Annotated in this window: 22 protein-coding genes, 6 tRNA genes and 1 other annotated feature; of the genes, 21 read left to right on the top strand and 7 right to left on the bottom strand. The window is 31.4% G+C overall.

Features of this window, described 5'->3' with window-relative positions; genetic code table 11:
- The first annotated feature begins 122 nt into the window (after positions 1–122).
- On the top strand, positions 123–1,007 hold the full coding sequence (locus ACFWTK_RS12130; RefSeq protein ID WP_415876228.1) for a YncE family protein: 885 nt from the start codon (positions 123–125) through the stop codon (positions 1,005–1,007).
- Here ACFWTK_RS12130 and ACFWTK_RS12125 read toward each other — a convergent pair.
- Positions 1,004–1,528 carry a DUF4364 family protein gene (locus ACFWTK_RS12125; protein ID WP_415876227.1) on the bottom strand — a complete coding sequence of 175 codons (525 nt, stop codon included), beginning with the start codon at positions 1,526–1,528 and terminating at the stop codon, positions 1,004–1,006. The two genes, ACFWTK_RS12130 and ACFWTK_RS12125, sit on opposite strands and share 4 nt — an antisense overlap.
- Positions 1,529–1,734: 206 nt before the next feature.
- On the opposite strand from ACFWTK_RS12125, the gene pdaB reads away from it, so the two are divergent.
- Complete coding sequence (gene pdaB / locus ACFWTK_RS12120; protein WP_415876226.1) at positions 1,735–2,505, top strand: polysaccharide deacetylase family sporulation protein PdaB; 771 nt, start codon at positions 1,735–1,737, stop codon at positions 2,503–2,505.
- Between the two features lie 224 nt (positions 2,506–2,729).
- Positions 2,730–3,395: a single-stranded DNA-binding protein gene (locus ACFWTK_RS12115; protein ID WP_415876225.1), complete on the top strand. Its 666-nt coding sequence runs from the start codon at positions 2,730–2,732 to the stop codon at positions 3,393–3,395.
- A gap of 30 nt (positions 3,396–3,425) precedes the next feature.
- On the opposite strand, the gene dapD is transcribed toward ACFWTK_RS12115, so the two are convergent.
- Positions 3,426–4,136, bottom strand: coding sequence for a 2,3,4,5-tetrahydropyridine-2,6-dicarboxylate N-acetyltransferase (dapD, locus tag ACFWTK_RS12110; protein ID WP_415876224.1), 711 nt, complete (start codon positions 4,134–4,136; stop codon positions 3,426–3,428).
- A gap of 208 nt (positions 4,137–4,344) precedes the next feature.
- On the opposite strand from dapD, the gene ACFWTK_RS12105 reads away from it, so the two are divergent.
- From ACFWTK_RS12105 to ACFWTK_RS12080, 6 genes are all read left to right on the top strand, one after another.
- The gene (locus ACFWTK_RS12105; RefSeq protein ID WP_415876223.1) at positions 4,345–5,496 is read left to right on the top strand and encodes a pyridoxal phosphate-dependent aminotransferase; all 1,152 of its coding nucleotides are present in this window, start codon (positions 4,345–4,347) and stop codon (positions 5,494–5,496) included.
- Positions 5,497–5,912: 416 nt separating this feature from the next.
- A complete protein-coding gene (locus ACFWTK_RS12100) occupies positions 5,913–7,793 on the top strand; it encodes a peptide ABC transporter substrate-binding protein (RefSeq protein WP_415876222.1) in 1,881 nt (626 codons plus the stop codon).
- A gap of 170 nt (positions 7,794–7,963) precedes the next feature.
- Positions 7,964–8,893 (top strand): ABC transporter permease, encoded by a 930-nt coding sequence (locus ACFWTK_RS12095; RefSeq protein WP_415876221.1) that lies wholly within the window; start codon positions 7,964–7,966, stop codon positions 8,891–8,893.
- A gap of 5 nt (positions 8,894–8,898) precedes the next feature.
- Positions 8,899–10,179, top strand: a complete 1,281-nt coding sequence (locus ACFWTK_RS12090; protein WP_415876220.1) for an ABC transporter permease — start codon at positions 8,899–8,901, stop codon at positions 10,177–10,179.
- Positions 10,180–10,192: 13 nt separating this feature from the next.
- Positions 10,193–11,245, top strand: coding sequence for an ABC transporter ATP-binding protein (locus ACFWTK_RS12085; protein ID WP_415876219.1), 1,053 nt, complete (start codon positions 10,193–10,195; stop codon positions 11,243–11,245).
- Positions 11,245–12,219, top strand: a complete 975-nt coding sequence (locus tag ACFWTK_RS12080) for an ABC transporter ATP-binding protein (RefSeq protein WP_415876218.1) — start codon at positions 11,245–11,247, stop codon at positions 12,217–12,219. The genes ACFWTK_RS12085 and ACFWTK_RS12080 overlap by 1 nt, the downstream gene beginning before the upstream one ends.
- A gap of 84 nt (positions 12,220–12,303) precedes the next feature.
- On the opposite strand, the gene dapB is transcribed toward ACFWTK_RS12080, so the two are convergent.
- From dapB to ACFWTK_RS12065, 3 genes are read right to left on the bottom strand one after another with little or no spacing between them, the layout of a single operon-like run.
- Positions 12,304–13,059, bottom strand: a complete 756-nt coding sequence (gene dapB, locus ACFWTK_RS12075) for a 4-hydroxy-tetrahydrodipicolinate reductase (RefSeq protein ID WP_415876217.1) — start codon at positions 13,057–13,059, stop codon at positions 12,304–12,306.
- 4 nt (positions 13,060–13,063) lie between these two features.
- Positions 13,064–13,954 carry a 4-hydroxy-tetrahydrodipicolinate synthase gene (dapA, locus tag ACFWTK_RS12070; protein ID WP_415876216.1) on the bottom strand — a complete coding sequence of 297 codons (891 nt, stop codon included), beginning with the start codon at positions 13,952–13,954 and terminating at the stop codon, positions 13,064–13,066.
- A gap of 25 nt (positions 13,955–13,979) precedes the next feature.
- Entirely contained in the window at positions 13,980–14,972 is a 993-nt protein-coding gene (locus ACFWTK_RS12065) for an aspartate-semialdehyde dehydrogenase (RefSeq protein ID WP_415876215.1), read from the bottom strand.
- A 238-nt stretch (positions 14,973–15,210) separates the two neighbouring features.
- Between ACFWTK_RS12065 and ACFWTK_RS12060 the strand changes: the two genes are divergently transcribed.
- The 9 genes from ACFWTK_RS12060 to ACFWTK_RS12020 all read left to right on the top strand — a co-directional run bounded on the left by ACFWTK_RS12060 (position 15,211) and on the right by ACFWTK_RS12020 (position 18,104).
- Positions 15,211–15,486: a small, acid-soluble spore protein, alpha/beta type gene (locus tag ACFWTK_RS12060; protein ID WP_061857087.1), complete on the top strand. Its 276-nt coding sequence runs from the start codon at positions 15,211–15,213 to the stop codon at positions 15,484–15,486.
- A gap of 123 nt (positions 15,487–15,609) precedes the next feature.
- Positions 15,610–16,356, top strand: coding sequence for a class I SAM-dependent DNA methyltransferase (locus ACFWTK_RS12055; protein WP_415876214.1), 747 nt, complete (start codon positions 15,610–15,612; stop codon positions 16,354–16,356).
- A gap of 7 nt (positions 16,357–16,363) precedes the next feature.
- Positions 16,364–17,242, top strand: a complete 879-nt coding sequence (gene hslO, locus ACFWTK_RS12050) for an Hsp33 family molecular chaperone HslO (RefSeq protein ID WP_415876213.1) — start codon at positions 16,364–16,366, stop codon at positions 17,240–17,242.
- A 247-nt stretch (positions 17,243–17,489) separates the two neighbouring features.
- Positions 17,490–17,565 (top strand) — tRNA-Val (locus tag ACFWTK_RS12045).
- A gap of 24 nt (positions 17,566–17,589) precedes the next feature.
- Positions 17,590–17,666: transfer RNA gene (locus ACFWTK_RS12040), tRNA-Asp, on the top strand.
- 16 nt (positions 17,667–17,682) lie between these two features.
- Positions 17,683–17,758 (top strand) — tRNA-Phe (locus tag ACFWTK_RS12035).
- Positions 17,759–17,762: 4 nt separating this feature from the next.
- Positions 17,763–17,837, top strand: a tRNA-Gly gene (locus ACFWTK_RS12030).
- A 4-nt stretch (positions 17,838–17,841) separates the two neighbouring features.
- Positions 17,842–17,916 (top strand) — tRNA-Cys (locus ACFWTK_RS12025).
- 113 nt (positions 17,917–18,029) lie between these two features.
- Positions 18,030–18,104: transfer RNA gene (locus ACFWTK_RS12020), tRNA-Cys, on the top strand.
- Between the two features lie 133 nt (positions 18,105–18,237).
- On the opposite strand, the gene ACFWTK_RS12015 is transcribed toward ACFWTK_RS12020, so the two are convergent.
- Together ACFWTK_RS12015 and ACFWTK_RS12010 are read right to left on the bottom strand one after the other, a co-directional pair.
- Positions 18,238–18,633: a hypothetical protein gene (locus ACFWTK_RS12015; protein ID WP_415876212.1), complete on the bottom strand. Its 396-nt coding sequence runs from the start codon at positions 18,631–18,633 to the stop codon at positions 18,238–18,240.
- Positions 18,634–18,777: 144 nt separating this feature from the next.
- The gene (locus tag ACFWTK_RS12010) at positions 18,778–19,482 is read right to left on the bottom strand and encodes a DUF6873 family GME fold protein (protein WP_415876211.1); all 705 of its coding nucleotides are present in this window, start codon (positions 19,480–19,482) and stop codon (positions 18,778–18,780) included.
- Positions 19,483–19,627: 145 nt separating this feature from the next.
- Between ACFWTK_RS12010 and ytxC the strand changes: the two genes are divergently transcribed.
- The 3 genes from ytxC (at position 19,628) to infC (ending at position 23,608) form a co-directional block, all read left to right on the top strand.
- On the top strand, positions 19,628–20,527 hold the full coding sequence (gene ytxC, locus ACFWTK_RS12005; RefSeq protein WP_415876210.1) for a putative sporulation protein YtxC: 900 nt from the start codon (positions 19,628–19,630) through the stop codon (positions 20,525–20,527).
- Between the two features lie 84 nt (positions 20,528–20,611).
- Positions 20,612–20,852: a binding site (T-box leader), on the top strand.
- A gap of 61 nt (positions 20,853–20,913) precedes the next feature.
- Positions 20,914–22,827 carry a threonine--tRNA ligase gene (thrS, locus tag ACFWTK_RS12000; protein WP_415876209.1) on the top strand — a complete coding sequence of 638 codons (1,914 nt, stop codon included), beginning with the start codon at positions 20,914–20,916 and terminating at the stop codon, positions 22,825–22,827.
- A gap of 268 nt (positions 22,828–23,095) precedes the next feature.
- Positions 23,096–23,608, top strand: a complete 513-nt coding sequence (gene infC / locus ACFWTK_RS11995) for a translation initiation factor IF-3 (protein WP_415876246.1) — start codon at positions 23,096–23,098, stop codon at positions 23,606–23,608.
- Positions 23,609–23,626 lie beyond the last annotated feature (18 nt).

Here is a 23,626-nt window from a genome sequence, read left to right as displayed (position 1 = left end):
ATATCATCCATATATTGTAGGGGTAATAAAGATATAGTCATAATAAAAATTTTTTGAAAGTTAAATGCCTTTAATCTCACATTTATAAGAAGTTACATATTATACTGTGAGGGGGTGAGAATATGGGTCGCTTATTTGTGTGCAATACATCTTCAGATAATATATCTGTGGTAAATATAAGCGAGTTTAAAGAAGAGAATAAAATCTCTTTAAAGTTATCCGGTATGGATAAAGTTGGACCTCATGGAATATGTACTTACAACGATAAGTTAATTATATCTAATAACTACAGCAATACAATTTCTATAGTTGATATAAAAGAAGGCAGGGAAATAGAAAGTCATTTTATAGGCATGCACTGCAATGATGCAGTAGTTTATGAAAATAAGGCATATGTTATATGCGGCGAGTCAAATTATGTTATGGTATTTAATTTAAATTGTAAGAAATTAGAAGAGGAAATTCCCTGCGGAAATCTACCTCACAGTATAGATATTAATAAAAAGAAGAAGTTAATGCTTATATCAAATTTTGAAAGCAATAGTATAACTGTACTTGATTTAGAAGATAAAAAAAATATCATTCAAGTAAGAGTGGGAGCTTATCCAACTAAGGCTTTATTCACAGTAGATGGTGAACATATTCTTGTGTGCGAGAGTAATATGGGGGCTGATATAAGGGGAAATATAAGCATTTTATCATTAAAAAATTTTAGGCTGCTTAATAAAATCCTAGTAGGTAAATATCCTGTGGACATGTATTTAAATACTTCATATTGTTTTGTATCAAATTTTGGAGACGGGAGTGTAAGCCAAGTTGACATTAACAATTATAAAGAGATAAAAAAAATTAATGTAGGAGGAATGCCAAGAGGAATCATAAATGTGGGAGAATATATATATGTAGGAGACAATTATAATAATTTATTAATAAGAGCTCATGTAGAAAGTGAGAATAAAAGAGTCATATCCATAGGGGGAGAACCCACTGGTATGACATATGTCTAACTATCTATTAGCACTTTAATAAGCTTACTATAAATGTCCGCAGAGTTTTGTTTCCATTTGGAGCATAATGCTTTTGCTTGACTATTTGAGGCTACATTTAGTTTTAGATCAATTAAAATGCAGTCATTTTCAATTGCTTTTAAATTAACTATATAATTATTGCCTTCTATGGTATAATCTGCTGAAATGGTAATTTCTTTTTTTATACTTTCAAGTTGCTTTATAAGATATTCATCTATAGCTTTCATTTTATCTTTAGAGATTCTATTTCTAAATAAAGATAAAACTTTTAATCCTTTAGGTGATATGACTATTCTATGCCTATCATCCTGTTCTATACAGTCTATAAATTTAGAATTTATGAGTTCTGCTATATATTGCTGTAGAGCAAAATAATTAATAAAATTATTTTCTAATATAATTTGAGTAATTTGATTATTAGAAATAGGAAGTTTTATTTTTTCTAATAAGTAAAGTAAAAGAAGCTTATCTTCAGCTAAATCAGATGTGCTGCTAAACACTAATCTCTCACTCCTTTAAGTCTGTTTTCTTAAAACATATATTTTTTATTATATCATAAAAAGCACCGAAATAAATCGGTGCTTAAAATATTTATTTATACTATAAACACGAAAAGATTATGATAAAGCGAGTAATTCAAGTAATATTTCCTCTTGTATTTATATATAAATGCAGTAGAACAATTGTAAAAAACAGGAGGAGATACATGAAAATAATAATATTTTCTAAAAGATCTAAAAGACAAAATATATTTTTAATAACTTCAGTTTGTGTTTTTGTGGGATTATTTTTAGCAATGACAGTTTTTAGAGCTTCTGCAGTTTTTAAAGAGAATGAAAAGGCTCTGCCCATATATTGCGTAGATACTAAAGAGAAAAAGATAGCTCTTACCTTTGATACAAATTGGGGAGATGACAATATGATAAAAATACTTGATATACTTGATGAAAATGATGTTAAAGCAACTTTTTTTATACTTGGGACTTGGATGGATAAATATCCAGATATGGTTAAAGAAATTTATAAAAGGGGTCATGAAATAGGAAATCATTCTAATAATCACCCGGATTTTATAAATATATCTAAAGATAGGATAATAGAAGAAATAGCCGTAACAGATGCAAAGCTTATGAAACTAATAGGAACTGGTACAAGCATATTTAGATTTCCGTCAGGTTCATATAATGAAGAGGCTGTAAAGATAGTGGAAAGCACCAACCACTTTTGCATTCAATGGGATGTAGATAGTATTGATTGGAAGGAACATGGAGCTGATATAGAGTATAATAGAGTAATGAAGAAAACAAGACCAGGTTCTATTTTATTATTTCATAATGGTGCCAAGTATACTCCAGAAACTCTGCCAAAGATAATTAAGGATTTAAAATCCAAAGGATATGAATTTGTAAAAGTATCAGATTTGATATATAAGGAAAACTATTACATAGATTACTCAGGAAAGCAAATATCAAAATAAAAACATATAAACAAACATTAAAATAAAAAATTATATTGAAATATACTTCTCAGCTGTATTATAATGGAAATAATTAATAGGGAAATTTTAAAGGATTTCAAAAGACAAAAATGACCAATATTCAAAATAATTTTCTAAATATCTGTTATATTTTTAGAATTGTTTGAATAATTATATTTCAGTAAGATAAGTAAAAAAGAAAACTAATGGAGAGAGGGGTTAAGATGGACAATCTAATGTTAAACAACAAAATTTATTTGGAAGGCACTTGCGTAACGGGGCTTGAATTCAGCCATGAAATGTATGGGGAAGGATTTTACACATTTAAGATTGCTGTAAATAGGCTTAGTGATGCAAAGGACATTTTACCTATAACTGTTTCAGAAAGGTTGCTTACTGAAATAGAAATAAAGGAGGGGGTAGACCTAGTAGTAGAAGGACAACTTAGATCATACAACAAGTTTATAGATGGATCTAATAGATTAATACTTACTGTATTTGCAAGAGACATACAACCATGTATTGAAAAGAGTAAAAATCCAAACCAAATATTTTTGAATGGATATATATGCAAGGAACCTGTTTATAGAACTACCCCATTTGGAAGGGAAATATCGGACATATTATTGGCAGTCAATAGACCTTATAATAAATCTGACTATATACCTACAATATCTTGGGGAAGAAATTCAAGATTTTGCAAGACTTTAAATGTTGGAGATAATATAAAGGTATGGGGAAGATTGCAAAGCAGACAATATCAAAAGAAAGTAGGAGATGAAGTAATAGTTAAAACTGCTTATGAAGTTTCTATTTCTAAACTAGAATATGCCGATGGACGTGGAACTAATAATGCTGAAGGTGAGGTACAAAATGAGTTAGCAGAATAGTAAAAGACACTTGGCAATTTTGCCAAGTGTCTATTTTCTTAAGTCATCCATTAGTTTGGTTTTATCTTTTGTCTTTTCATCTACATGTTTTATTATTTTAGCAGGGCTTCCAGCTACAACTACGTTGCAAGGTACATCCTCCACTACTACTGAGCCAGCAGCAACTACAGAATTGTCACCAACTTTTACTCCTTCTAAGATTACAGAGTTTGCACCTATTAAAACATTATCACCTATTTCACAAGGAGATTTACTTGGTGGTTCTAGTACTCCTGCAACCACTGCACCAGCTCCTAAATGAACATTCTTTCCAAGTTTTGCACGAGCGCCTAAAACTGCATTCATATCAACCATAGTACCTTCACCGATTTCGCAGCCTATATTTATAACTGCGCCCATCATAACTACAGCATTTTTGCCAATAGATACCATATCCCTGATTATTGCACCTGGTTCTATTCTAGCATCTATATTCTTTATATCTAACATAGGAATAGCAGAATTTCTTCTATCTTGCTCTATTTTATACTTTTTTATATTTTCCTTATTTTTTTCTAAGAAATCTAGTATTTCAGAGTTTTCACCAAATAAAATATAAAAACCATTGTTACCATAGCACTCAATGCTGCCAAAATTACACTCTTCAAGGTTACCATCTACATATACCTTAAGTGGAGTAGACTTTTTTGCTTCTTTTATGTATCTTGCAATTTCATATGGATCTGTTAAATCGTAATGCATTGTATAGCCTCCTCTTCGTATTTAAATATAGTGTATATTATAATAAATATTAGTTGCAATTTAAAGTAAAGATATGTAAGGAAATATAAATTTAAAAACAAGGAATATTTTGTATATGCTGTATTATGTTTTGTATAGACACATGCTTGCCAATGGAGTACAATTTATATTATCTAGATAAATTATCACAGAATTGGAGCGACTGAATATGAAAAACTTTATTTCTGAAAATGTTCAAAACATAGAAATATCGGGTATAAGAAAATTTTTTAACAAGGTGGTTAAAATACCAGATGCGATTTCTCTTACAGTAGGACAACCAGATTTTCCAGTACCTCAAAGAATAAAAGAGGCTATGATAGCAGCTATTAATGACAATAAAACTAAATATACTTCTAATGCTGGTATAGAGGAATTAAGAGATGAGATATCAAACTATTTAAAAAAATATTTTCATATTGATTATGACAAAGATGAAATCTGTATAACAGTAGGAGGAAGTGAAGGGCTGTTAGCTGTTTTTGCCGCTTTTATTAATAAAGACGATAAAGTTTTAATACCAACTCCAGCCTATCCAGCATATGAAAGCTGTGTAAAACTTTTAGGTGGAAAGGTTGTAAACTATGAGTTAAATGATGATTTTTCTATAAATCATGAAAAACTAGAATCAATTATAGATAAAGAAAATCCTAAACTAATGGTATTATCCTATCCTTGCAATCCTACAGGTGCAGTTTTAACTAAGGATGATAAAGAGAAACTCCATCACATGATAAAAAATAAAAATATTTTAGTTATAACTGATGAAATATATAGTTCTCTTGTATTTGAAGATGAGTATCATTCTGTAGCTCAGTATGAAGATATAAGAAATAAGGTTATTCTTGTTAGTGGATTTTCAAAGATGTTCTCAATGACAGGATTAAGATTAGGATATGTTTGTGCTCATACTGATCTAATAAGCAGTATAATAAAAGTTCATCAGTATGCCGTATCCTGTGCTCCTTCTGTTGTACAATGGGGAGCCTATGAAGGAATTAGGACATGTTTACCTGAAGTTGAAGTTATGAAAAATGAGTTTATAAAGAGAAGAGATTACTTATATAATAGGTTAATTTCTATGGGATTTTCTGTTAACCTTCCTAAAGGTGCATTTTATATGTTTCCAAGTATAAAGAACTTTAATATGAGCAGCGATGAATTTTGCGAAAGAGCACTAAATGAAGCTAAGGTAGCTATAGTACCTGGCTCAGCTTTTGGAATAGGAGGAGAAGGATATATTAGGTTATCTTACTGTTATAGTTTAGAGGATTTATATAAAGCAACGAGTAGATTAGAAGCTTGGATTAAGAAAATATAATAAAAAAATTATAATAAAAAAGCTATCATAATTTATGGAATTAATGAATATAATTAATAAAAATATTTAATAATTTAGAAACTTTAATGTACTCTAATTGCATATTTTCAATAATATTTTAATTTAAAAATATATTTAATTTACATAATAATGAAGCTTTTATTATATATAGTTGAATGTTTAACTAAGTATCAAAAACATTGACTAACGGTTAAAAATGTGATATTATTTTTAAAAAATAAGTGATAAATTTATATATAAATATTATTCATGTTTAGTTAACAAAAATAATGGTATATGAATTTATTCTAAGTAAATATTGCAATTGGTTTTCAGCCTGTTATATATTTACATATGATTATTAGGTTGAAAATTTTATTGAAGTATTATGAAGTTAATATAGGGGGGAAATATTAATGAAGAAACAAAGATTGACAGCTTTGATTCTTGCTGGGGCAATGTTATTAGGTGCAGCATTAACTGGATGCGGCCAAAATAGCGGCAGCGATACAGCAGGTGGAGCAAAGCAAAACACTGAAGCAAATGGTTCGGCATCAAGTGGAAAGAAAAAAGTTCTTGACTACTATTCAAGTGCTGAGCCAGAAACACTAGACGCACAACAAATTTCAGGACAGCCAGATATGATTATCGCTAACATGTTCATTGAAGGATTAATGCGTTTTGGAAAAGAAGAAGGTAAATATGAGCCTGGTGTAGCAGAATCATATACCTTTGATGAAGCAACTAATACCTATACTTTTAAATTAAGAAAAGATGCTAAGTGGAGCGATGGAAAACAAGTTACTGCTGATGATTTCTTCTTTGCTTGGAGATTAGCAATGGATGAGCAAACAGTATACAGCTTTATGCTTACTCAATATATCAAGGGTGCAGATGCATATGCTGCTGTAACTCAAAAAAGCTTCTTATCTGAAAAAGATGCTTCATTCAAAGCATTAGTAGATAAAGCTGAAAATGAAAAAGATGATGCTAAGAAGAAAGAAATTAACAGCCAAATAGCAAAGCGTATAGAAGCTATGACAGATGCAGAAAAGTCTGAATATCAAAAGATAAAAGATGACTTATGGTCAAAGGTTGGAGCAAAAGCTGAAGGAGATAATTTAAAGGTAGAATTAGTAGGCCCTACTCCATATTTTGTTGGATTAACAGCTTTCCCAGTATACTATCCAATGAATAAAGACTTCTATGAAAAGCACAAAGCTGATAACAGCTATGGATTAGAAGCTGCTGGATTATATTCAAATGGTCCATGGGTAGTAAAAGAATGGAACCATAAAGACAGCTTTAAGTTAGTTAAAAATGATAATTACTGGAATAAGGATAATATAAAAATAGATGAAATGAATATAAAGGTAGTTGATAAGGTTGAAACAAGAACTAACCTATTAAAAACTGGAAAACTTGATGGTTCTGCAATACAGGCAAAAGACCTTCCAGAATTCCAAGACCTTGCAACTCGTGAGCAATATCATCTTCAAGACATGGTTGATATGCCAGATTACAGTGTATTCTATATAGACTTTAATCAATTTAGCAATAAATACACAATGAATAAAAATATCAGAAAAGCATTAACTTTAGCAATGGATCGTAATAGCTTTGTAGAAAAAATAAATCTAGGTGACAGACCAGCTCTAGGTGTTGTTCCTGAAAGCTTCCCAGGATTAAATAAGTCCTTTAGAGAAGAAAATGGAATGGAATTAATAAAGGATAATAACAAAGAAGAAGCTAAAAAGTATTTAGCTCAAGGACTTAAAGAATTAGGATTAAAACAATTACCAGCAATAGATATGGTTATAGTAGATGGTGACATTGATCAAAAGGTAGCAGTTAAGTTCCAACAAGACTGGAAAGAAATTGGCGTTACAGTTAATCTTGTACCAGTACCTTGGGGTGAAAAATTAAGAAGATTAAAAGCCGGTGAATTTGCAATGTGTGCCGATGGTTGGGGACCAGACTACATGGATCCAATGACATTCTTAGATTTATTTGAATCATCAAACGGAAATAACTATGGTAAATACAATAATCCTGAATATGATAAATTAATAAGTGATGCTAGAGTAGAAAAAGATCCAGCAAAACGTATGGAGATGTTCTATAAAGCAGAAAAAATGCTAGTCGATGATGCTGTTATAGCACCTCAATATTTCAGAGTAGCTCACTGGGTATTTAAAGATTATCTAACAGGTGTAGTTAATAGAGGAGCAGGTCCATCAACTGACTTCTATTGGGCAGATATAGACATGGATGCTAAGGAAGCACAAGCACAATAGCAGATTGAAAATGTAAAAATATAAAATTGAGTGAAAAGGTATATGTTTTCGCGTATACCTTTTTACTTATGAAAATATATATTAAGAAAATTACTCAATTTTATAATTAGTTATATATAATAATATAAGTCATAATATATAATAACAAAGGAAAATAGGAGGAAGGTAGTGTGTTAAAATACATTTTTAAACGTATATGTTATGCTATCGTAACCATTTGGGTAATAGCAACCCTAACTTTTGGGCTTATGAAAGCACTTCCAGGTGATCCATTCCATAATCCTAAAATGTCGCCAGCAGTAAAAGAAGCTTTAACACATAAATATGGATTGGACAAACCTATAATTGAACAATACGGTATATACATGAGTAATTTAATAAAAGGTGATTTAGGAACATCAATAAAATATCCTGGAAGATCTGTAAACCAGATTATAGCAGAAGGTTTTCCAAAATCTTTTGCAATAGGCTGGAGAGCTATGGTATTTGCAGTTGTGATCGGTTTAATGTTTGGTATAATTGCAGCTTTAAATCATGAAAAAATATTAGACTATTTTGTAATATTCATAGCTATTATAGGGGTATCGGTACCGAGTATAGTTATGGGACCATTCCTTGCATATACTTTTGGAGTTAATCTAGGATGGCTTCCAGTAACAGTGGATAATACTCAGATATCTCTTTTATTACCATCTCTTACTTTAGGCCTTGGAACTCTAGCTTTTATATCAAGACTTATGCGTACAACAACATTAGAAGTTTTAGGTCAAGATTATATTCAAACTGCAAAAGCAAAAGGACTTAATAAAACACAAATAGTATGGAAACACGTAATTAGAAATGCCATAATGCCAGTTGTAACTGTGCTTGGACCATTATTTGCAGGTATAATTACTGGTTCTATAGTTATAGAACAGGTTTTCGCAGTAGCAGGACTTGGAGGGGCTTTTGTTAGCTCCATATTAGAGCAAGATTATTCAATGATCATGGGCATTACAATTTTTTATGCTGTGTTGATTATTTTAGCAGTATTAGTAGTAGATATAGCATATGGATTTATAGATCCAAGACTTAGAATTTCAGGAAAAGGAGGAAAATAGGCAGTATGGAAAAGATAGATAAATCAATGTTCGAGCACGTAGGTAAAAATTTAGAAGAAGCCCAATCAATTAAGCGTCCAAGCATGTCTTATTTAGAAGATGCCATGAGAAGGCTTAAGAAAAATAAACCTGCCATTATTTCCTTCTGGATTTTGGTAGTTTTAATCGTAATGTCTTTAATTGGTCCGATTATTTCAGCCAAAGTACAAGGACATGATTATCGTAGACAAAGTTTAGCTAACCAAAATCAAACTTCTATAATGACTAATCAAAGAAGTATAGCGGTAATAAAAAATCAGGTTTTTAAATATAAGACTTATAAACCTAACCTAAGAAAGACAAAGATTGTATTTAGAAATGTACAATTTAAAGGTACAGGAGATTTAGAATTCAAAATTGGAAACAAATCAGAATCTTCTTATCAAGGAGACAAAAAGGAATTTTCTTTAGCAATAAAAGTAGATGCAAATGACAACTGGAAAAGTGTTGTGGATAAGCTAAATGCTAAATCAGAAGAAATGCTAAATCAGGATCCTGATTTTAGAGGAGTTAAATTCAAAAAAAGTGGAAACAACTTAGTCGTTGAGACTAAAGGAGATAAATGGTTTAATAAGCAATATTGGTTTGGAACAGATGAGTTCGGTAGAGATTTATTTACTCGTCTTTGGAAAGGTGGCAGAACATCTTTCTTAATAGCCTTTGTAGCAGTATTTATAACTATATTTATTGGTATTATCTATGGAGGAGTTGCAGGATATCTAGGAGGAAATGTTGATATTCTGATGATGCGTTTTGTAGAGATAATAATGGTTGTACCAGACCTGTTATATATAATATTACTTCTTACAGTTATGAAACCTGGTCTTGGACCAATAATAATAGTTCTGGCGGCTACAGGATGGATGCAAACTGCTATGATTGTTCGTGGAGAAGTCTTAAGACTAAAGAATTCAGAATATGTTATAGCTGCAGAAGTTTTAGGCGCAGACCCTAAGAGAATTATATTTAAGCACTTAATTCCAAATACAATGGGACCTATTATAGTTAATATGACAATGATGATTCCAAAAATGATATTCTCAGAAGCATTTTTAAGCTTTATAGGACTAGGTATACCAGCACCTATGGCATCATGGGGATCATTAGTTAATGACGGAGCTAAGGTATTTACTCAATATCCGCAGCAGCTCTTAGTACCAGCATTAGCACTTAGTTTAACAATGTTGGCATTCAACATACTTGGAGACGGTTTAAGAGACGCACTAGATCCTAAACTAAGAACGTAGGGAGTGAAATAGAGTGAAGAAGAAGATACTAGATGTAAAAAATTTGGAGGTTTCCTTTAAAACTTATGCTGGTGAAGTACAATCAGTACGTGGAGTATCCTTTGATTTATACGAAGGAGAAACTATTGCTATAGTAGGAGAGTCTGGTTGTGGAAAATCAGTTACATCAAAGACAATAATGAGATTAAATCCAGAGCCACCAGCAATGATTAAAGGTGGAGAGATAATATTTGATGGAGAAGATATAGTTAAGAAATCAGAGAAGGAAATGACAAAAATCAGGGGAAAGAAAATCAGTATGATTTTCCAGGACCCTATGACTTCATTAAATCCAACCATGACTGTTGGAAAACAAATTATGGAAGGACTTAAGAAGCATCAAAATGTTTCAGATGAAGAAGCTAAAAAGAGAGCTATAGAAATGTTAAAATTAGTTCAAATTCCAAATCCAGAAAAGAGATTTGAAGAATATCCTCATCAATTTTCTGGTGGTATGCGTCAGCGTGCTATGATTGCAGTAGCACTAGTATGTAATCCTAAGCTTTTAATAGCTGACGAACCTACAACTGCTTTAGATGTTACTATACAAGCTCAGATTTTGGATGTTATGAAAAAACTTCAAAAGAAGATAAATACTTCTATAATCATGATTACTCACGATTTAGGAGTTGTTGCAGATATAGCACAAAGAATTATGGTTATGTATGGAGGAAAGATTGTAGAAAGAGGTAGCGTAGATGATATATTCTATAAATCTAGACATCCATATACTTGGGGACTTTTAAACTCAGTTCCTAGACTAGATATAGATAAGAAACAGGAAAGATTATCATCTATCGAAGGTACTCCTCCAGATTTATTTGCACCACCAAAAGGATGTCCATTTGCAGATAGATGTGAGTACGCTATGAAAATATGTAGAGAGCAAATGCCTCCTATGTTTAATATTGGAGAAAATCATGAATCAGCATGCTGGTTAAATCATCCAGATGCACCTAAAGTAGAATCTCCTATTATTAAGTCTGATAAAGACAAAACTAAAGAGGAAGGAGGCATAATGGAGTAATGAGTAATACAAATAGTGAAAAACAAGTATTAGTTAAAGTTCGAAACTTAAAAAAGTACTTTGAAGTTGATAAGGGAGTCTTTCTAAAAGCTATTGACGATGTTAGCTTTGATATATATAAAGGAGAAACTCTAGGACTTGTAGGAGAATCGGGATGTGGTAAATCAACTACAGGAAGGACTATTTTAAATATTTATAAGGCAACAGATGGAATAGTTGAGTTTGACGGTAAGAATGTTCATAAGATGAGTGCTAGAGATAAAAAGGAATTTAATAAAAAGGCTCAGATGATTTTTCAAGATCCTTATGCTTCTTTAAATCCAAGAATGCTTGTAGGAGATATAATAGCTGAAGGAATAGATATTCATGGGCTTTTAAAAGGTGAGAAAAGACAAGAACGTATATATGAACTTTTAGAGCTAGTTGGTCTAAATAGAGAACATGCTAACCGTTTTCCACATGAATTTAGTGGTGGTCAAAGACAGAGAATAGGTATTGCTAGAGCATTAGCTTTAAATCCAGATTTTATTGTTTGTGATGAGCCTATTTCAGCTCTAGATGTTTCTGTACAGGCTCAGGTTGTAAACTTGCTTCAAGACCTTCAAAAACAATACGGGTTAACTTATTTATTTATAGCTCACGATTTATCTATGGTTAGATATATTTCAGATCGTGTTGCTGTTATGTATCTTGGCGCTATGGCGGAGCTTGCTGAAAGCGATGAATTATACGAAAATCCAATGCATCCATATACAAAAGCGTTGCTATCAGCTATCCCAATACCTGATCCGGATTTACAAAGAAGTAAAAATCGTATTCCATTAGAAGGAGAGGTTCCAAGTCCTATAGACCCTCCACCAGGATGTAAATTTGTTGATCGTTGCCCACATGCTACTGAAAAGTGTAGAAGTGAAAGACCAGAACTAAAAGAAGTAAAAGAAGGACACTTTGTGGCATGCCACTTGGTAAAATAATAAGTAAAATAATAAAAAGACAATCAGCGTAAAAATGCTGATTGCCTTTTTATTTTTTTCTAAACTCTTAGGCTGTTATACTCCTTAATTGCCTTTTATGACATTATCCATAGAGTACATTCCTATTCCTTTTCCGCACATGTATTCACATGCTTTAAGAGCTCCTATAGCAAACACTTCACGAGATAGAGCGGTGTGTTTAAATTCTATAATTTCTCCAGCTCCTGCAAAGATGACTTCATGCTCTCCTACTATGCTGCCGCCGCGAACTGCATGAATACCTATTTCATTGTGCTCACGTTTTGCTATTCCACTTCTACCTTGGTTAAATACTGTTTCTTCCGGTATAGCATTTTTTATTGTATTAGCTAAAAGAAGAGCAGTTCCACTTGGAGCATCTATCTTTTGATTATGATGTTTTTCAACTATTTCTATATCATAGTTTTCATAAAGCATAGCGCTTATATCTTTTAATATATTATTTATTAAATTTATACCTATGGACATATTTGCTGAACGAAATACAGGTATTTCTTTACTGGCTTCCTGAATTAGATTTAGTTCTTCTTCACTATACCCAGTAGTGCATAGTACTAGAGGCAAGTTTTTATTTTTGCAGTAATTTAAAAGAGAATTTAAGGCATCAGGTCTTGAAAAATCTAAAACTACATCTGCTTCTACATTACACTCCTCAATATTTTTAAATACAGGATACTGTGGTGAATTTTCACCAAGTTTATCTATACCAGCTGCAATTTTTAAATTTGGAAAGTTTAGCGAGCTTTGAGAAATAACTTTTCCCATTTTTCCGCAGCATCCATTTAATATAATCCTTGTCATGGGATTATTCCCCCTTTGATAGCTTATGGTAATTTTCTAATGATGATTTTAATACGTTTAAATTAGCTTCTTCCATACTGCATAGAGGAAGTCTCAATTCACCAACTTCCATTCCTTTTAAATTCATAGCAGTTTTTACAGGTATAGGGTTTGTTTCGATAAATAGAGCATTAATAACAGGTAACAGATCAAGTTGAAGTTTAAGAGCTTCATCTTGTTTACCATTCATATACAATTCACACATGTCATGAGTTTCCTTTGGATAGATATTAGCAAGCACAGATATTACACCAATTCCACCAAGAGATAGTATAGGAATGATTTGGTCATCGTTTCCTGAATAAATATCTATTTTATCTCTGCACAATGCCTTCATTTCTGCAATCTGGCTTATATTTCCGCTGGCTTCTTTTATAGCTGTAATATTTTTAAGTTCGCACAGCTTTAATAGAGTCTTTGGAGACATGTTAAGTCCTGTTCTAGAAGGAACGTTGTATATTATTATAGGAGTATTAACACTATCATTAATGGCTTTGAAATGCTCAAATAGGCCTTTTTGAGTCGTTTTATTATAATAAGGAGTTATAACCAATAATCCATCCACGCCTATGCTTTCAGCCCATCTTGACATGCTTATAGCAGCAGCTGTGCTATTGCTTCCAGTACCAGCTATTACAGGAATTCTCTTATTTATAACATCTACTGTAAACTTAATAGTTTCCTTTCTTTCATTTTCGGTCATAGTTGAAGCTTCACCGGTAGTGCCACAGATAATAATAGCATCGGTCTTAGATTCAACATGCCAGTTTAAAAGTTGTTCAAGTTTCTCAAAGTCAACTCTTCCGTTTTTAAAAGGAGTTACTAAGGCAACTCCAGATCCTTTAAATAGACTCATTTTAAATCCTCCTAAAGATTAATTATTAATCATTGACAATCATGTGTTCTGCAATTTGAATAGCGTTTGAAGCGGCACCTTTTCTTATATTATCAGCAACTACCCAAAGATTTAATCCATTTTCCAAGCTGAAGTCTCTACGTATTCTTCCAACATAAACTTCATCATGACCTTCAGCTTCAATAGGAAGAGGATATTCTAAGTTTTTAACGTCATCTTTTAATATTATACCTTCTGAATTTTTATATAATGAGAAAATATCGTCAATTTCAAAAGGCTTTTCCAATTCTACGTTAATACTTTCACTATGTCCATAGAATACAGGAACTCTAACAGTAGTAGCGGTTATTCTTAAATTTTTATCGTGAAGAATTTTTCTAGTTTCATCTATCATTTTCATTTCTTCCTTAGTATATCCATTATCAAGGAATACATCTATATGAGGAAGTACATTTCCAGCTATAGGATATGGGAACTTTTTAGGTGGGTTTCCTTTATATCCCTCTTTTAAATCTGTAAATCCGCCGACACCAGCACCAGAAACTGCTTGATAAGTGGAATATACTATTCTCTTTATACCGTACTTATCATATAAAGGTTTTAAGGCTACAACAGCTTGTATTGTTGAGCAGTTTGGGTTGGCTATTATACCTTTGTGAAGTTTAATATCTTCTGGATTTACTTCAGGAACAACTAGAGGAACTTCAGGATTCATCCTCCATGCACTGCTGTTATCGATAACCACAGCTCCATATTTTGCAAAAATCGGAGCATATTCCGAGCTTACAGTTGCTCCAGCAGAAAAAAGTGCAAAATCTATTTTTTTATTTTTTATGTTTTCTTCCTTAAGTTCTTCTACGATATAATCCATATCTTTAAATTTAAGTATTTTGCCTGCTGATTTTTTAGAAGCAAATAAATATAGATTATCTACTGGAAAATTTCTTTCAGCTAGGACTTCAATAAATTTGTTTCCTACCATACCGGTAGCACCTACTACAGCAACATTGTATTTCATAATAAATCCTCCTAGAATTAATTTATCAATTAGTCCAATTTCAATTTCAAATATATTAATTATAATTATACAACTTAAGCTATATAAAAAACAATGATTTTTACACTAATCATAATATGCAGTCTGTAAACAATATGATAAAAAATTAATATATTAACAAAATCCTCTTTAAGGTATAAAAGTTTTGGATAGGTGGAAAATAATATTATTAATTTATACTTAAATGGGAGGAATATAAATGGGGAAGACACCTTTAAAAAAGGTTATAAAATCTAAATTAAAATCTAATAGAGAATTAACAGAATTAGAAAAGTTGAGAGAAAAAATAAAATATGAAATAGCCGATGAACTAGGATTGAAAGATAAAGTAGATAAATATGGCTGGGGTGGGCTTACAGCAGAAGAGACTGGAAGAATAGGAGGAATAATGACCAAAAGGAAAAGAGAATTGAAAATACCGAAGAATGATATTATACAAGAAATGGAAGATGATGCTACAAAGAAAATAGAATAAGTACATAAATCACTTTATGATAACTTATTTCTGTTGATTTTTAACATAAAAAATATTATATTAATCAAGTACTAAAAAGAATTATAAATATTGGATAGCCTAAAAGCGAGGGGGGGAGCAATATTGGAATGTTATAAAGAATTTGCACATATTTATGATAAACTGATATATGCAGATGTAGACTATAAAAGATGGGCAAAAATTTTACTTAATATATGTAATGAATATAATATAAAAAAGGAGGATTATTTAGATCTAGCCTGCGGAACTGGAAACATGACAAAAGAACTAGGAAAGGAATTTAAACATACTTGGGCAGTAGACATGTCTCAAGAAATGCTCACCGAAGCTGAAGATAAAATAAGATGTGAAAAGATAAAAGCAAAATTTGTATGTCAAAATATAGTTGAACTGAAATTAAACAAAAAATTTGACTTAATAACTTGTGTTTTGGATTCAACAAATTACATATTAAGCGATGAAGAATTGATGAAATATTTTCGATCTGTATATGAGCATTTACATGAAGATGGAATCTTTGTATTTGATATAAATTCATATTATAAATTGACTAAAATTTTAGGAAATAACCTATATAATTATGATGATGGTGATGTAGTATATATATGGGAGAATGTTCTAGAAGATGATATTGTAGACATGTACCTTACTTTTTTCATAAAAGAAGGAGAATTTTACAGAAGGTTTGATGAAGAGCATAGTGAAAGAGCTTATAAAATGAGCTTTTTAGATAAAATATTAAATGATATAGGATTTACTGTTTTAAAAAAGTTAGATAATTATGAAAGTGAAAACATAAAAGAGGACACAGAAAGAATTGTTTACGTAATTAGTAAAAATAGGAGGTAATTTCATAATGGGAGATAAATTAATAAAAGCAATAGCTAAAGATGGACAGGTTAGAATTATAGCAGCATCAACAAAAGATCTAGTAAACGAGGGAGTTAGATTGCATAATTGTGCTCCAACTGCAGCAGCTGCGCTTGGAAGAATGCTGATAGCAGGGACTTTAATGGGATCTATGTTAAAATCTGATAAGGATGTAATCACACTAAAGATTGATGGCGGCGGAATAGCAAAAGGAATTGTAGTTACAAGCTATGCAGATGCCCATGTCAAAGGATATATAGGAAATCCTTCTGCAGATTTACCTGCAAATGATTTAGGAAAGTTAGATGTAAGTGGGATTGTAGGTAAAAATGGAGGATTAGTTGTAATAAGAGATTTTGGACTTAAGGATCCGTATGTAGGTCAGGTGCCTATATATACAGGAGAAATAGGGGATGACATAGCATACTATTTCACAGTTTCAGAACAAACACCAACTGCAGTTGGACTAGGAGTGTTGGTGGATAAGGATTTGAGTATAAAGGAAGCAGGAGGAATAATAATTCAATTGATGCCAGGAGCTGATGATATGCTGGCAGATTTAATAACCTATAGATTACAAGATTTAGGACATATAACTAAGTTTTTTAGTGAAGGAAAAACTATATACGATATGATAAATTTTTTATTTGATGATATGGATTTAAAGATAGTAGAAGAAATGGAGCCAACATATAAATGTGATTGTTCTAAGGAAAAGGTAGAAAGAGCTCTTATAAGTATAGGGAAAAAAGACTTGAAAGAAATATATGAAGAAGGAAAAACAGAAGAAATAAAATGTCACTTTTGTAATACTTCCTATAAATTCACTCATGATGAAATAGGAAAACTATTAGAACAAATTTAAGTTTATTCTGTTATGAGAAAGTATGAGGAAAATAGAATATATTAAAGAAAAATATAGCTATTTTCCCATAGTTATTTTTTAAGTTGTTGACATTGGTCAATAGATTTTATATTATATTAATGCGCTCAGGACATGAGCAAAGAAACAAAAGTCTTAAGGAGTAAATGATAAAAAAACTTCTTGACAAGAATTAAAAAAGTGTATATAATAATTATTGTCGCTGATAGCGATGATAAAAATATGATGTGGGCGCATAGCTCAGCTGGGAGAGCACCTGCCTTACAAGCAGGGGGTCACAGGTTCGAACCCTGTTGTGCCCACCACTAATGATTAAAGTTTTTATATATGGCCCAGTGGCTCAGTTGGTTAGAGTGCCGGCCTGTCACGCCGGAGGTCGAGGGTTCGAGCCCCTTCTGGGTCGCCAATATAACTTTAATCATGGCTGGATAGCTCAGTCGGTAGAGCAGAGGACTGAAAATCCTCGTGTCCCTGGTTCGATTCCTGGTCCAGCCACCAATAAGCGGGAGTGGCTCAGTGGTAGAGCGTCACCTTGCCAAGGTGAACGTCGCGAGTTCGAATCTCGTCTTCCGCTCCAATGAGGCGCTATAGCCAAGTGGTAAGGCATGAGTCTGCAAAACTCTGATTCCCCAGTTCAAATCTGGGTGGCGCCTCCAAAAATCTTAATGAAAAGAAATTAGGGTTTTTAATTAGAAACTAGGATAAGCTAGTTACCAGCGGATTTAATAAATGTTTATTTAATGCTATAAGATTTTAAAATTTAATATGTGGCGCTATAGCCAAGTGGTAAGGCACGAGTCTGCAAAACTCTGATTCCCCAGTTCAAATCTGGGTGGCGCCTCCAATAAAAAAACCTTAACATATGTTAAGGTTTTTTTATGTGTTAGAACCTTAGAAACTATAAAGATTACAGCAAATACTATGAAATGGAATCTCTAGATTTTAATCACTAAACATTTGATTTTTACTAATTGGAATTACATATTTAAAAGTGCGCTAAACAACACTATAAGTATTCCACCCAAGGTCATGGTGAGTCCGCTAAAAGTAAGCTTTATGATTAAATTCTCTTTAAAGTTTTTAACATAATCAGTTGATTTTCTTAAAGCTTTTAAGGATTCAAGATTGTAGAATACGTCATATTGGGAGGCATTATATCCCATTTTAGATATGTCCGCTCCAGATGGGTTTCCATTAAGCATTGTAAGAGCTCCTACAGCAGTAATTCCAAGACCTATAAAAAACATAGCATCTCCTATTTTTATATTATTATGATACCTAGATATTAGTAGGGCAGCTAAAAACCCTACGGCTAAAAGTATAAGGCTAAAAATTAAAGAAAGCAATATATACCTGTTTTTAAGTTTCACCATAGGAATCCTCCTTTTGTATCTAAATAATTGCCTATATAGGTATTCTACCATAATATGGGTTTAAAGTCTAGCGATTCAAAATTAGGCATAGACAACCTTTTAACATAATTTATCATATAATATCAAAACTTCCATACTTAAAATCTAACCTAGTGTAAGTATGCTTCCTCTATCTATAAGCTTTCCTTTGCGTAAGAAAAATGGTTCAACCTTGTGCTTCCTTAAAAAACTTAAGACATCTTTTCCGTAGGCATAGCAGCTTAAATCACCATAAAAGGCCAGAATATTTTTTTCAATTAAACCACAAGTTCCACCTATGAATCCATAATCCAAACCAGGAAGCTCTATATCTCCAGCAGGCAAAAGCAATACATCTATATTTTGCTCATTTAAGGCTTTTGCAATAGGAACATCACTAGTTATTACAGATTTTTCACTTACGATAGCTGTAGAGCATTTTGTATATCCTTGTTTTACTTTAATTAACTTTTTGCTTTTACTTACTATATCTAATAAATTTTTATCAGTATAATCTGTATAATGAATAAATAGTCCAGATATACTAACAGCATTTAATATAATATCGAAAGGATAGCTGGATGATAAAGAGGAATTTGATAAAATAACATTTAAACCTGAGCTTTTTAAATCTTCTATAAAGCTTTCTGGCATATCTTTGTGAACAATTATATTTTGCTTATCTATAATATGTAAAAGCATATCAGGATGACCACAAACAGCCTGATAAAGAGTTGAGCAGGGAGGACATTCTAAAATTTGGTATTTGAGTTTTGACAAATTATCTTTTTCCTCATCAGAAGTCCTGTAATCAATAATTATCTTTTTCATGAATATCACCTTTATAATGTTAAATTTAAATATAATATAACACTGGTATCAAGTTTATGTCCATGTTAAATGAATGTAAATATTTTAATGTTTTGTATAGACATTATAATTAAACACATACTAATCCAAGGAAGGAGTGTGTAATGTGTTATTGTTTACGGTGGTTTACAGTAATGAGAAGGAAGATATTATGGAATATTTAAGCGACATGAAAGAATACTTTGAGCAGAAAAATATATTCCTTGGGATTTCTGAGAGCATAAATTCTGGATTTAATTTTGTTAAAATATTTTGTAATGATTATGACTTTAGTATAAAATTAAAAAATAGATTTAATTTATATATAGCTAATATATTATATAAAATTGTTATAAAAAAATACTATGAAGATGAAATGTACCATTATTTAACGGATACTTATTTTTTTCTAAGATATGATGAAATGAAGGAAATTGCAAATAGGAGTTTTAGAGTTTTAAATGATGAAGAAAGAATTACTGATGAAGATATGGTTTATTGTATGAATAAAAAAAATGAAATAATTGATAAGATAAAAGCCTGTATTGAGGAAAATAGCGAATTTAATTTACAGGGATTTATTACTTTTAGAGTAAAAGAGCTTCGTAAAGATTTAGAAGATATAGTTAATAAAGTAGTAGAAAAGTATATGGCAGAAAAGGAATATAATGAATTTATAAAATTATTAAAGTACTTTGTAGAAATTCAAGAAAGCAAAATTAGTGAAGTTAATATAGCTATTAAAGAGGATGGAAGCTATAATATACAAGACGGTAATGGCAATGACATAATGGATGAAATATTAAATGATCTATCTGAAACTAAATATATAGGTGATGTTGGAACTGAGGATTTAATCATAAGTGGACTTATAACATATTGTCCAGAAAAAATAATAATTCACTGCGAAGATAATTGCAGAAATAAAGAATTAATAGATACTATTAAGAAGGTATTTGAAAACAGGGTGAAGGTATGTAATGATTGTGAAATTTGCAATAAAATAAAAAACACCATAAAAATATAGATATAAATAGTTGACATTTAGAATTATTAATAATATAATTTATTAAAAATAAAGATATACACTTATTAAAAATAAAGATATATACAAAAAACGATGATAAGGAAGAGTAAATAGTTTACTGCTCTAAGAGAGGAAAATTCGCAGGCTGAAAGATTTTCTGTGTAAGTGCTATTGAAAACCACCTTTGAGTTGAATATCGAATATAATAATTAGTAGATATTATCCGCTTAATAAGCGTTAAAATTATCAAGATGACTTTAGAATATTATTTTGCTACTATTCTATTGTTAATTTGGGTGGAACCACGATATTACTCGTCCCATTTTGGGATGAGTTTTTATTTTTTTGAAGGAACAAAATGAATATATGAACAAGGAGGAAGAATTATGGTTAAAATTACATTAAAAGATGGAAAGGTTCTTGAGTTTGAAGAAGGATTAACTATTGGAGAAATAGCTGCTAAAATAAGTCCTTCTTTAAGAAAAAAGGCTTTAGGAGCAAAGATTAATGGTAATAAGGCTGAGCTTATGGATAAAATAAATGAAGATTGTGCTTTAGAAATACTAACTTTCGAAGATGCAGATGGAAGAGCTACTCTAAGACACACTGCTTCACATATATTAGCTCAAGCAGTAAAGAGATTGTATCCTAATGTAAAACTTGCAATTGGGCCATCAATAGACAACGGATTTTATTATGACTTTGATGCTGATTTTTCTTTTACTCCAGAAATACTAGAAAAGATTGAAAAAGAGATGGAGAATATAGTTAAGGAAAATCTTCAATTAAAGAAATTTACACTTCCAAGAGAAGAAGCTATAAAATTTATGAAAGAAAGAAATGAAGATTATAAAGTTGAATTAATTGAAGATTTGCCAGAAGATGCAGTTATATCTTTCTATGAGCAAGGGGAATTTGTTGACCTTTGTGCAGGACCTCACGTTCCTTCAACTAAAGATGTTAAAGCAGTAAAATTGCTTTCAGTTGCAGGGGCTTACTGGAGAGGTAATGAAAATAACAAAATGCTTCAAAGAATATACGGAACTGCATTCACTAAAAAGAGTGAGTTAGATGAATATATTCACATGATGGAAGAAGCTAAAAAAAGAGATCATAGAAAATTAGGAAAAGAGTTAGGACTATTTGTAATTCCAGATGAAGGACCAGGTTTTCCATTATTTTTACCTAAAGGAATTGAACTTAAAAATGCTCTTTTAACTTATTGGAGAGAACTGCATAGAGAAGCTGGATATGCTGAAATAGAAACTCCTATTATTTTAAGCAGACATCTTTGGGAAAACTCAGGTCACTGGGATCACTATAAAGACAATATGTATACAGTAAAGATTGATGATCAGGATTTTGCAATAAAACCAATGAACTGTCCAGGTGGTATGCTTGCTTATAAGACAGCAATTCACTCTTATAGAGAATTACCACTACGTTATGCAGAATTGGGAAGAGTTCATAGACATGAACTTTCAGGAGCATTACACGGACTTATGAGAGTAAGAGCTTTCACACAGGATGATGCTCATATATTCATGCTTCCAGAGCAAATAAAAGATGAAATAAAAGGCGTCGCAAAATTAATAGATGAAGTTTATAAGACTTTTGGATTTAAGTACCACGTGGAATTGTCTACAAGACCAGAAGACTCAATGGGAACTGATGAAGAATGGGAAAGAGCTGAAAATGGATTAAGAGAGGCTTTAGAAGATTTAGGACTTGACTATATAATAAATGAAGGGGATGGAGCTTTCTATGGACCTAAGATAGACTTCCATCTAGAAGACTGCATAGGAAGAACATGGCAGTGCGGAACTATTCAATTAGATATGCAAATGCCTCAAAGATTTGATTTAACTTATATAGGTAAGGATGGAGAAAAGCATAGACCTGTAATGATCCATAGAGTTGCCTTTGGAAGTATAGAAAGATTCATAGGTATATTGATTGAACACTATGCAGGTAAATTCCCAGTATGGTTAGCTCCAGTTCAAGTTAAGATCCTTCCAATCTCAGATAAATATATTGAATATGCAACAAAGATTAGAAATTATCTATTTGATAAGGGAATTAGAGTAGAAATGGATGAAAGAGCTGAAAAAATAGGATATAAGATTAGAGAAGCTCAACTTGAGAAAGTACCTTATATGTTAATTATTGGAGAAAAGGAAATGAATGAAAATAATTTATCAGTAAGGTCAAGAGATGAGGGAGATCTAGGTTCAATGAATTTGGATGCTTTTGTAGAGGATATTATGAATAAAATAGAAAAAAGAGTCAATACTTTATAAAAAAGTATTGACACAATGAGTCAATAATAGTAAAATACTATTTGTTAAGAAGAAACTAAGCTGTTTCTCACCTTACAGCACTGCTAGTAGGGTTATACATTCATTATGCTATATTAAGCATTCTTTTAGATTATGAAATGTATGGGACGGCTTTGGGCTGTCCCTTTTTATTTTTTAAATTAATTTTAGTAGAGTCTATAATTCTTTAAAATAGAAATATAGAAATGTATGTGTAAAGGCTTTAAAGTTATTTCGGAGGTGAAAGAATATAAAAAAAGAGTGTCTTATTAATGAACAAATTAGAGAAAAAGAAGTAAGGCTTATAGGTGATGATGGAAAGCAGTGGGGTGTTGTAAACATTAAAGAAGCCTTGAAGGCAGCTGAAGAAAGAGAACTTGATTTAGTAATGATATCTCCAAATGCAGTTCCACCGGTTTGCAAGATAATGGATTATGGAAAGTATCTATATGAGCAAACTAAAAAAGTCAAAGAAGCTAAGAAAAATCAAAAAGTTGTAAATATTAAAGAAATCAGACTAAGTCCAACAATTGAAGAACATGATATTGAAATAAAAGCCAATAGAGCAAAAAAATTTCTACAAGATGGGGATAAAGTTAAAGTTACAGTAAGATTTAGAGGAAGAGAAGCTGATTATTCCTATAAAGGAAATGAAATATTAAATTTATTTGTATCAAAGATAGAAGATGTTTGTGCTATTGAAAAGCCAGCAAAACTTGAAGGGAGAAATATGGTTTTAATACTAGCTCCCAAAAGGGCTTAATTGAAAGGAGGAATTTAT

The sequence above is a fragment of the Clostridium sp. genome, assembly GCF_047777555.1.
Lineage (GTDB): Bacteria > Bacillota > Clostridia > Clostridiales > Clostridiaceae > Clostridium_H.
This window is presented reverse-complemented; position numbering and strand designations above follow the sequence as displayed.

Excerpts from the sequence above, each read along its gene's own strand:
- ACFWTK_RS12010 (WP_415876211.1), bottom strand. The coding sequence starts at position 19,482 with ATGAAAAAGATAATTATTGATTACAGGACTTCTGATGAGGAAAAAGAT.
- ACFWTK_RS12115 (WP_415876225.1), top strand. The coding sequence starts at position 2,730 with ATGGACAATCTAATGTTAAACAACAAAATTTATTTGGAAGGCACTTGC.
- ACFWTK_RS12130 (WP_415876228.1), top strand. The coding sequence starts at position 123 with ATGGGTCGCTTATTTGTGTGCAATACATCTTCAGATAATATATCTGTG.
- ACFWTK_RS12080 (WP_415876218.1), top strand. The coding sequence starts at position 11,245 with ATGAGTAATACAAATAGTGAAAAACAAGTATTAGTTAAAGTTCGAAAC.
- pdaB (WP_415876226.1), top strand. The coding sequence starts at position 1,735 with ATGAAAATAATAATATTTTCTAAAAGATCTAAAAGACAAAATATATTT.
- ACFWTK_RS12060 (WP_061857087.1), top strand. The coding sequence starts at position 15,211 with ATGGGGAAGACACCTTTAAAAAAGGTTATAAAATCTAAATTAAAATCT.
- ACFWTK_RS12090 (WP_415876220.1), top strand. The coding sequence starts at position 8,899 with ATGGAAAAGATAGATAAATCAATGTTCGAGCACGTAGGTAAAAATTTA.
- ACFWTK_RS12065 (WP_415876215.1), bottom strand. The coding sequence starts at position 14,972 with ATGAAATACAATGTTGCTGTAGTAGGTGCTACCGGTATGGTAGGAAAC.
- dapB (WP_415876217.1), bottom strand. The coding sequence starts at position 13,059 with ATGACAAGGATTATATTAAATGGATGCTGCGGAAAAATGGGAAAAGTT.
- thrS (WP_415876209.1), top strand. The coding sequence starts at position 20,914 with ATGGTTAAAATTACATTAAAAGATGGAAAGGTTCTTGAGTTTGAAGAA.
- dapA (WP_415876216.1), bottom strand. The coding sequence starts at position 13,954 with ATGAGTCTATTTAAAGGATCTGGAGTTGCCTTAGTAACTCCTTTTAAA.
- hslO (WP_415876213.1), top strand. The coding sequence starts at position 16,364 with ATGGGAGATAAATTAATAAAAGCAATAGCTAAAGATGGACAGGTTAGA.
- dapD (WP_415876224.1), bottom strand. The coding sequence starts at position 4,136 with ATGCATTACGATTTAACAGATCCATATGAAATTGCAAGATACATAAAA.
- ACFWTK_RS12015 (WP_415876212.1), bottom strand. The coding sequence starts at position 18,633 with ATGGTGAAACTTAAAAACAGGTATATATTGCTTTCTTTAATTTTTAGC.
- ACFWTK_RS12100 (WP_415876222.1), top strand. The coding sequence starts at position 5,913 with ATGAAGAAACAAAGATTGACAGCTTTGATTCTTGCTGGGGCAATGTTA.
- ACFWTK_RS12105 (WP_415876223.1), top strand. The coding sequence starts at position 4,345 with ATGAAAAACTTTATTTCTGAAAATGTTCAAAACATAGAAATATCGGGT.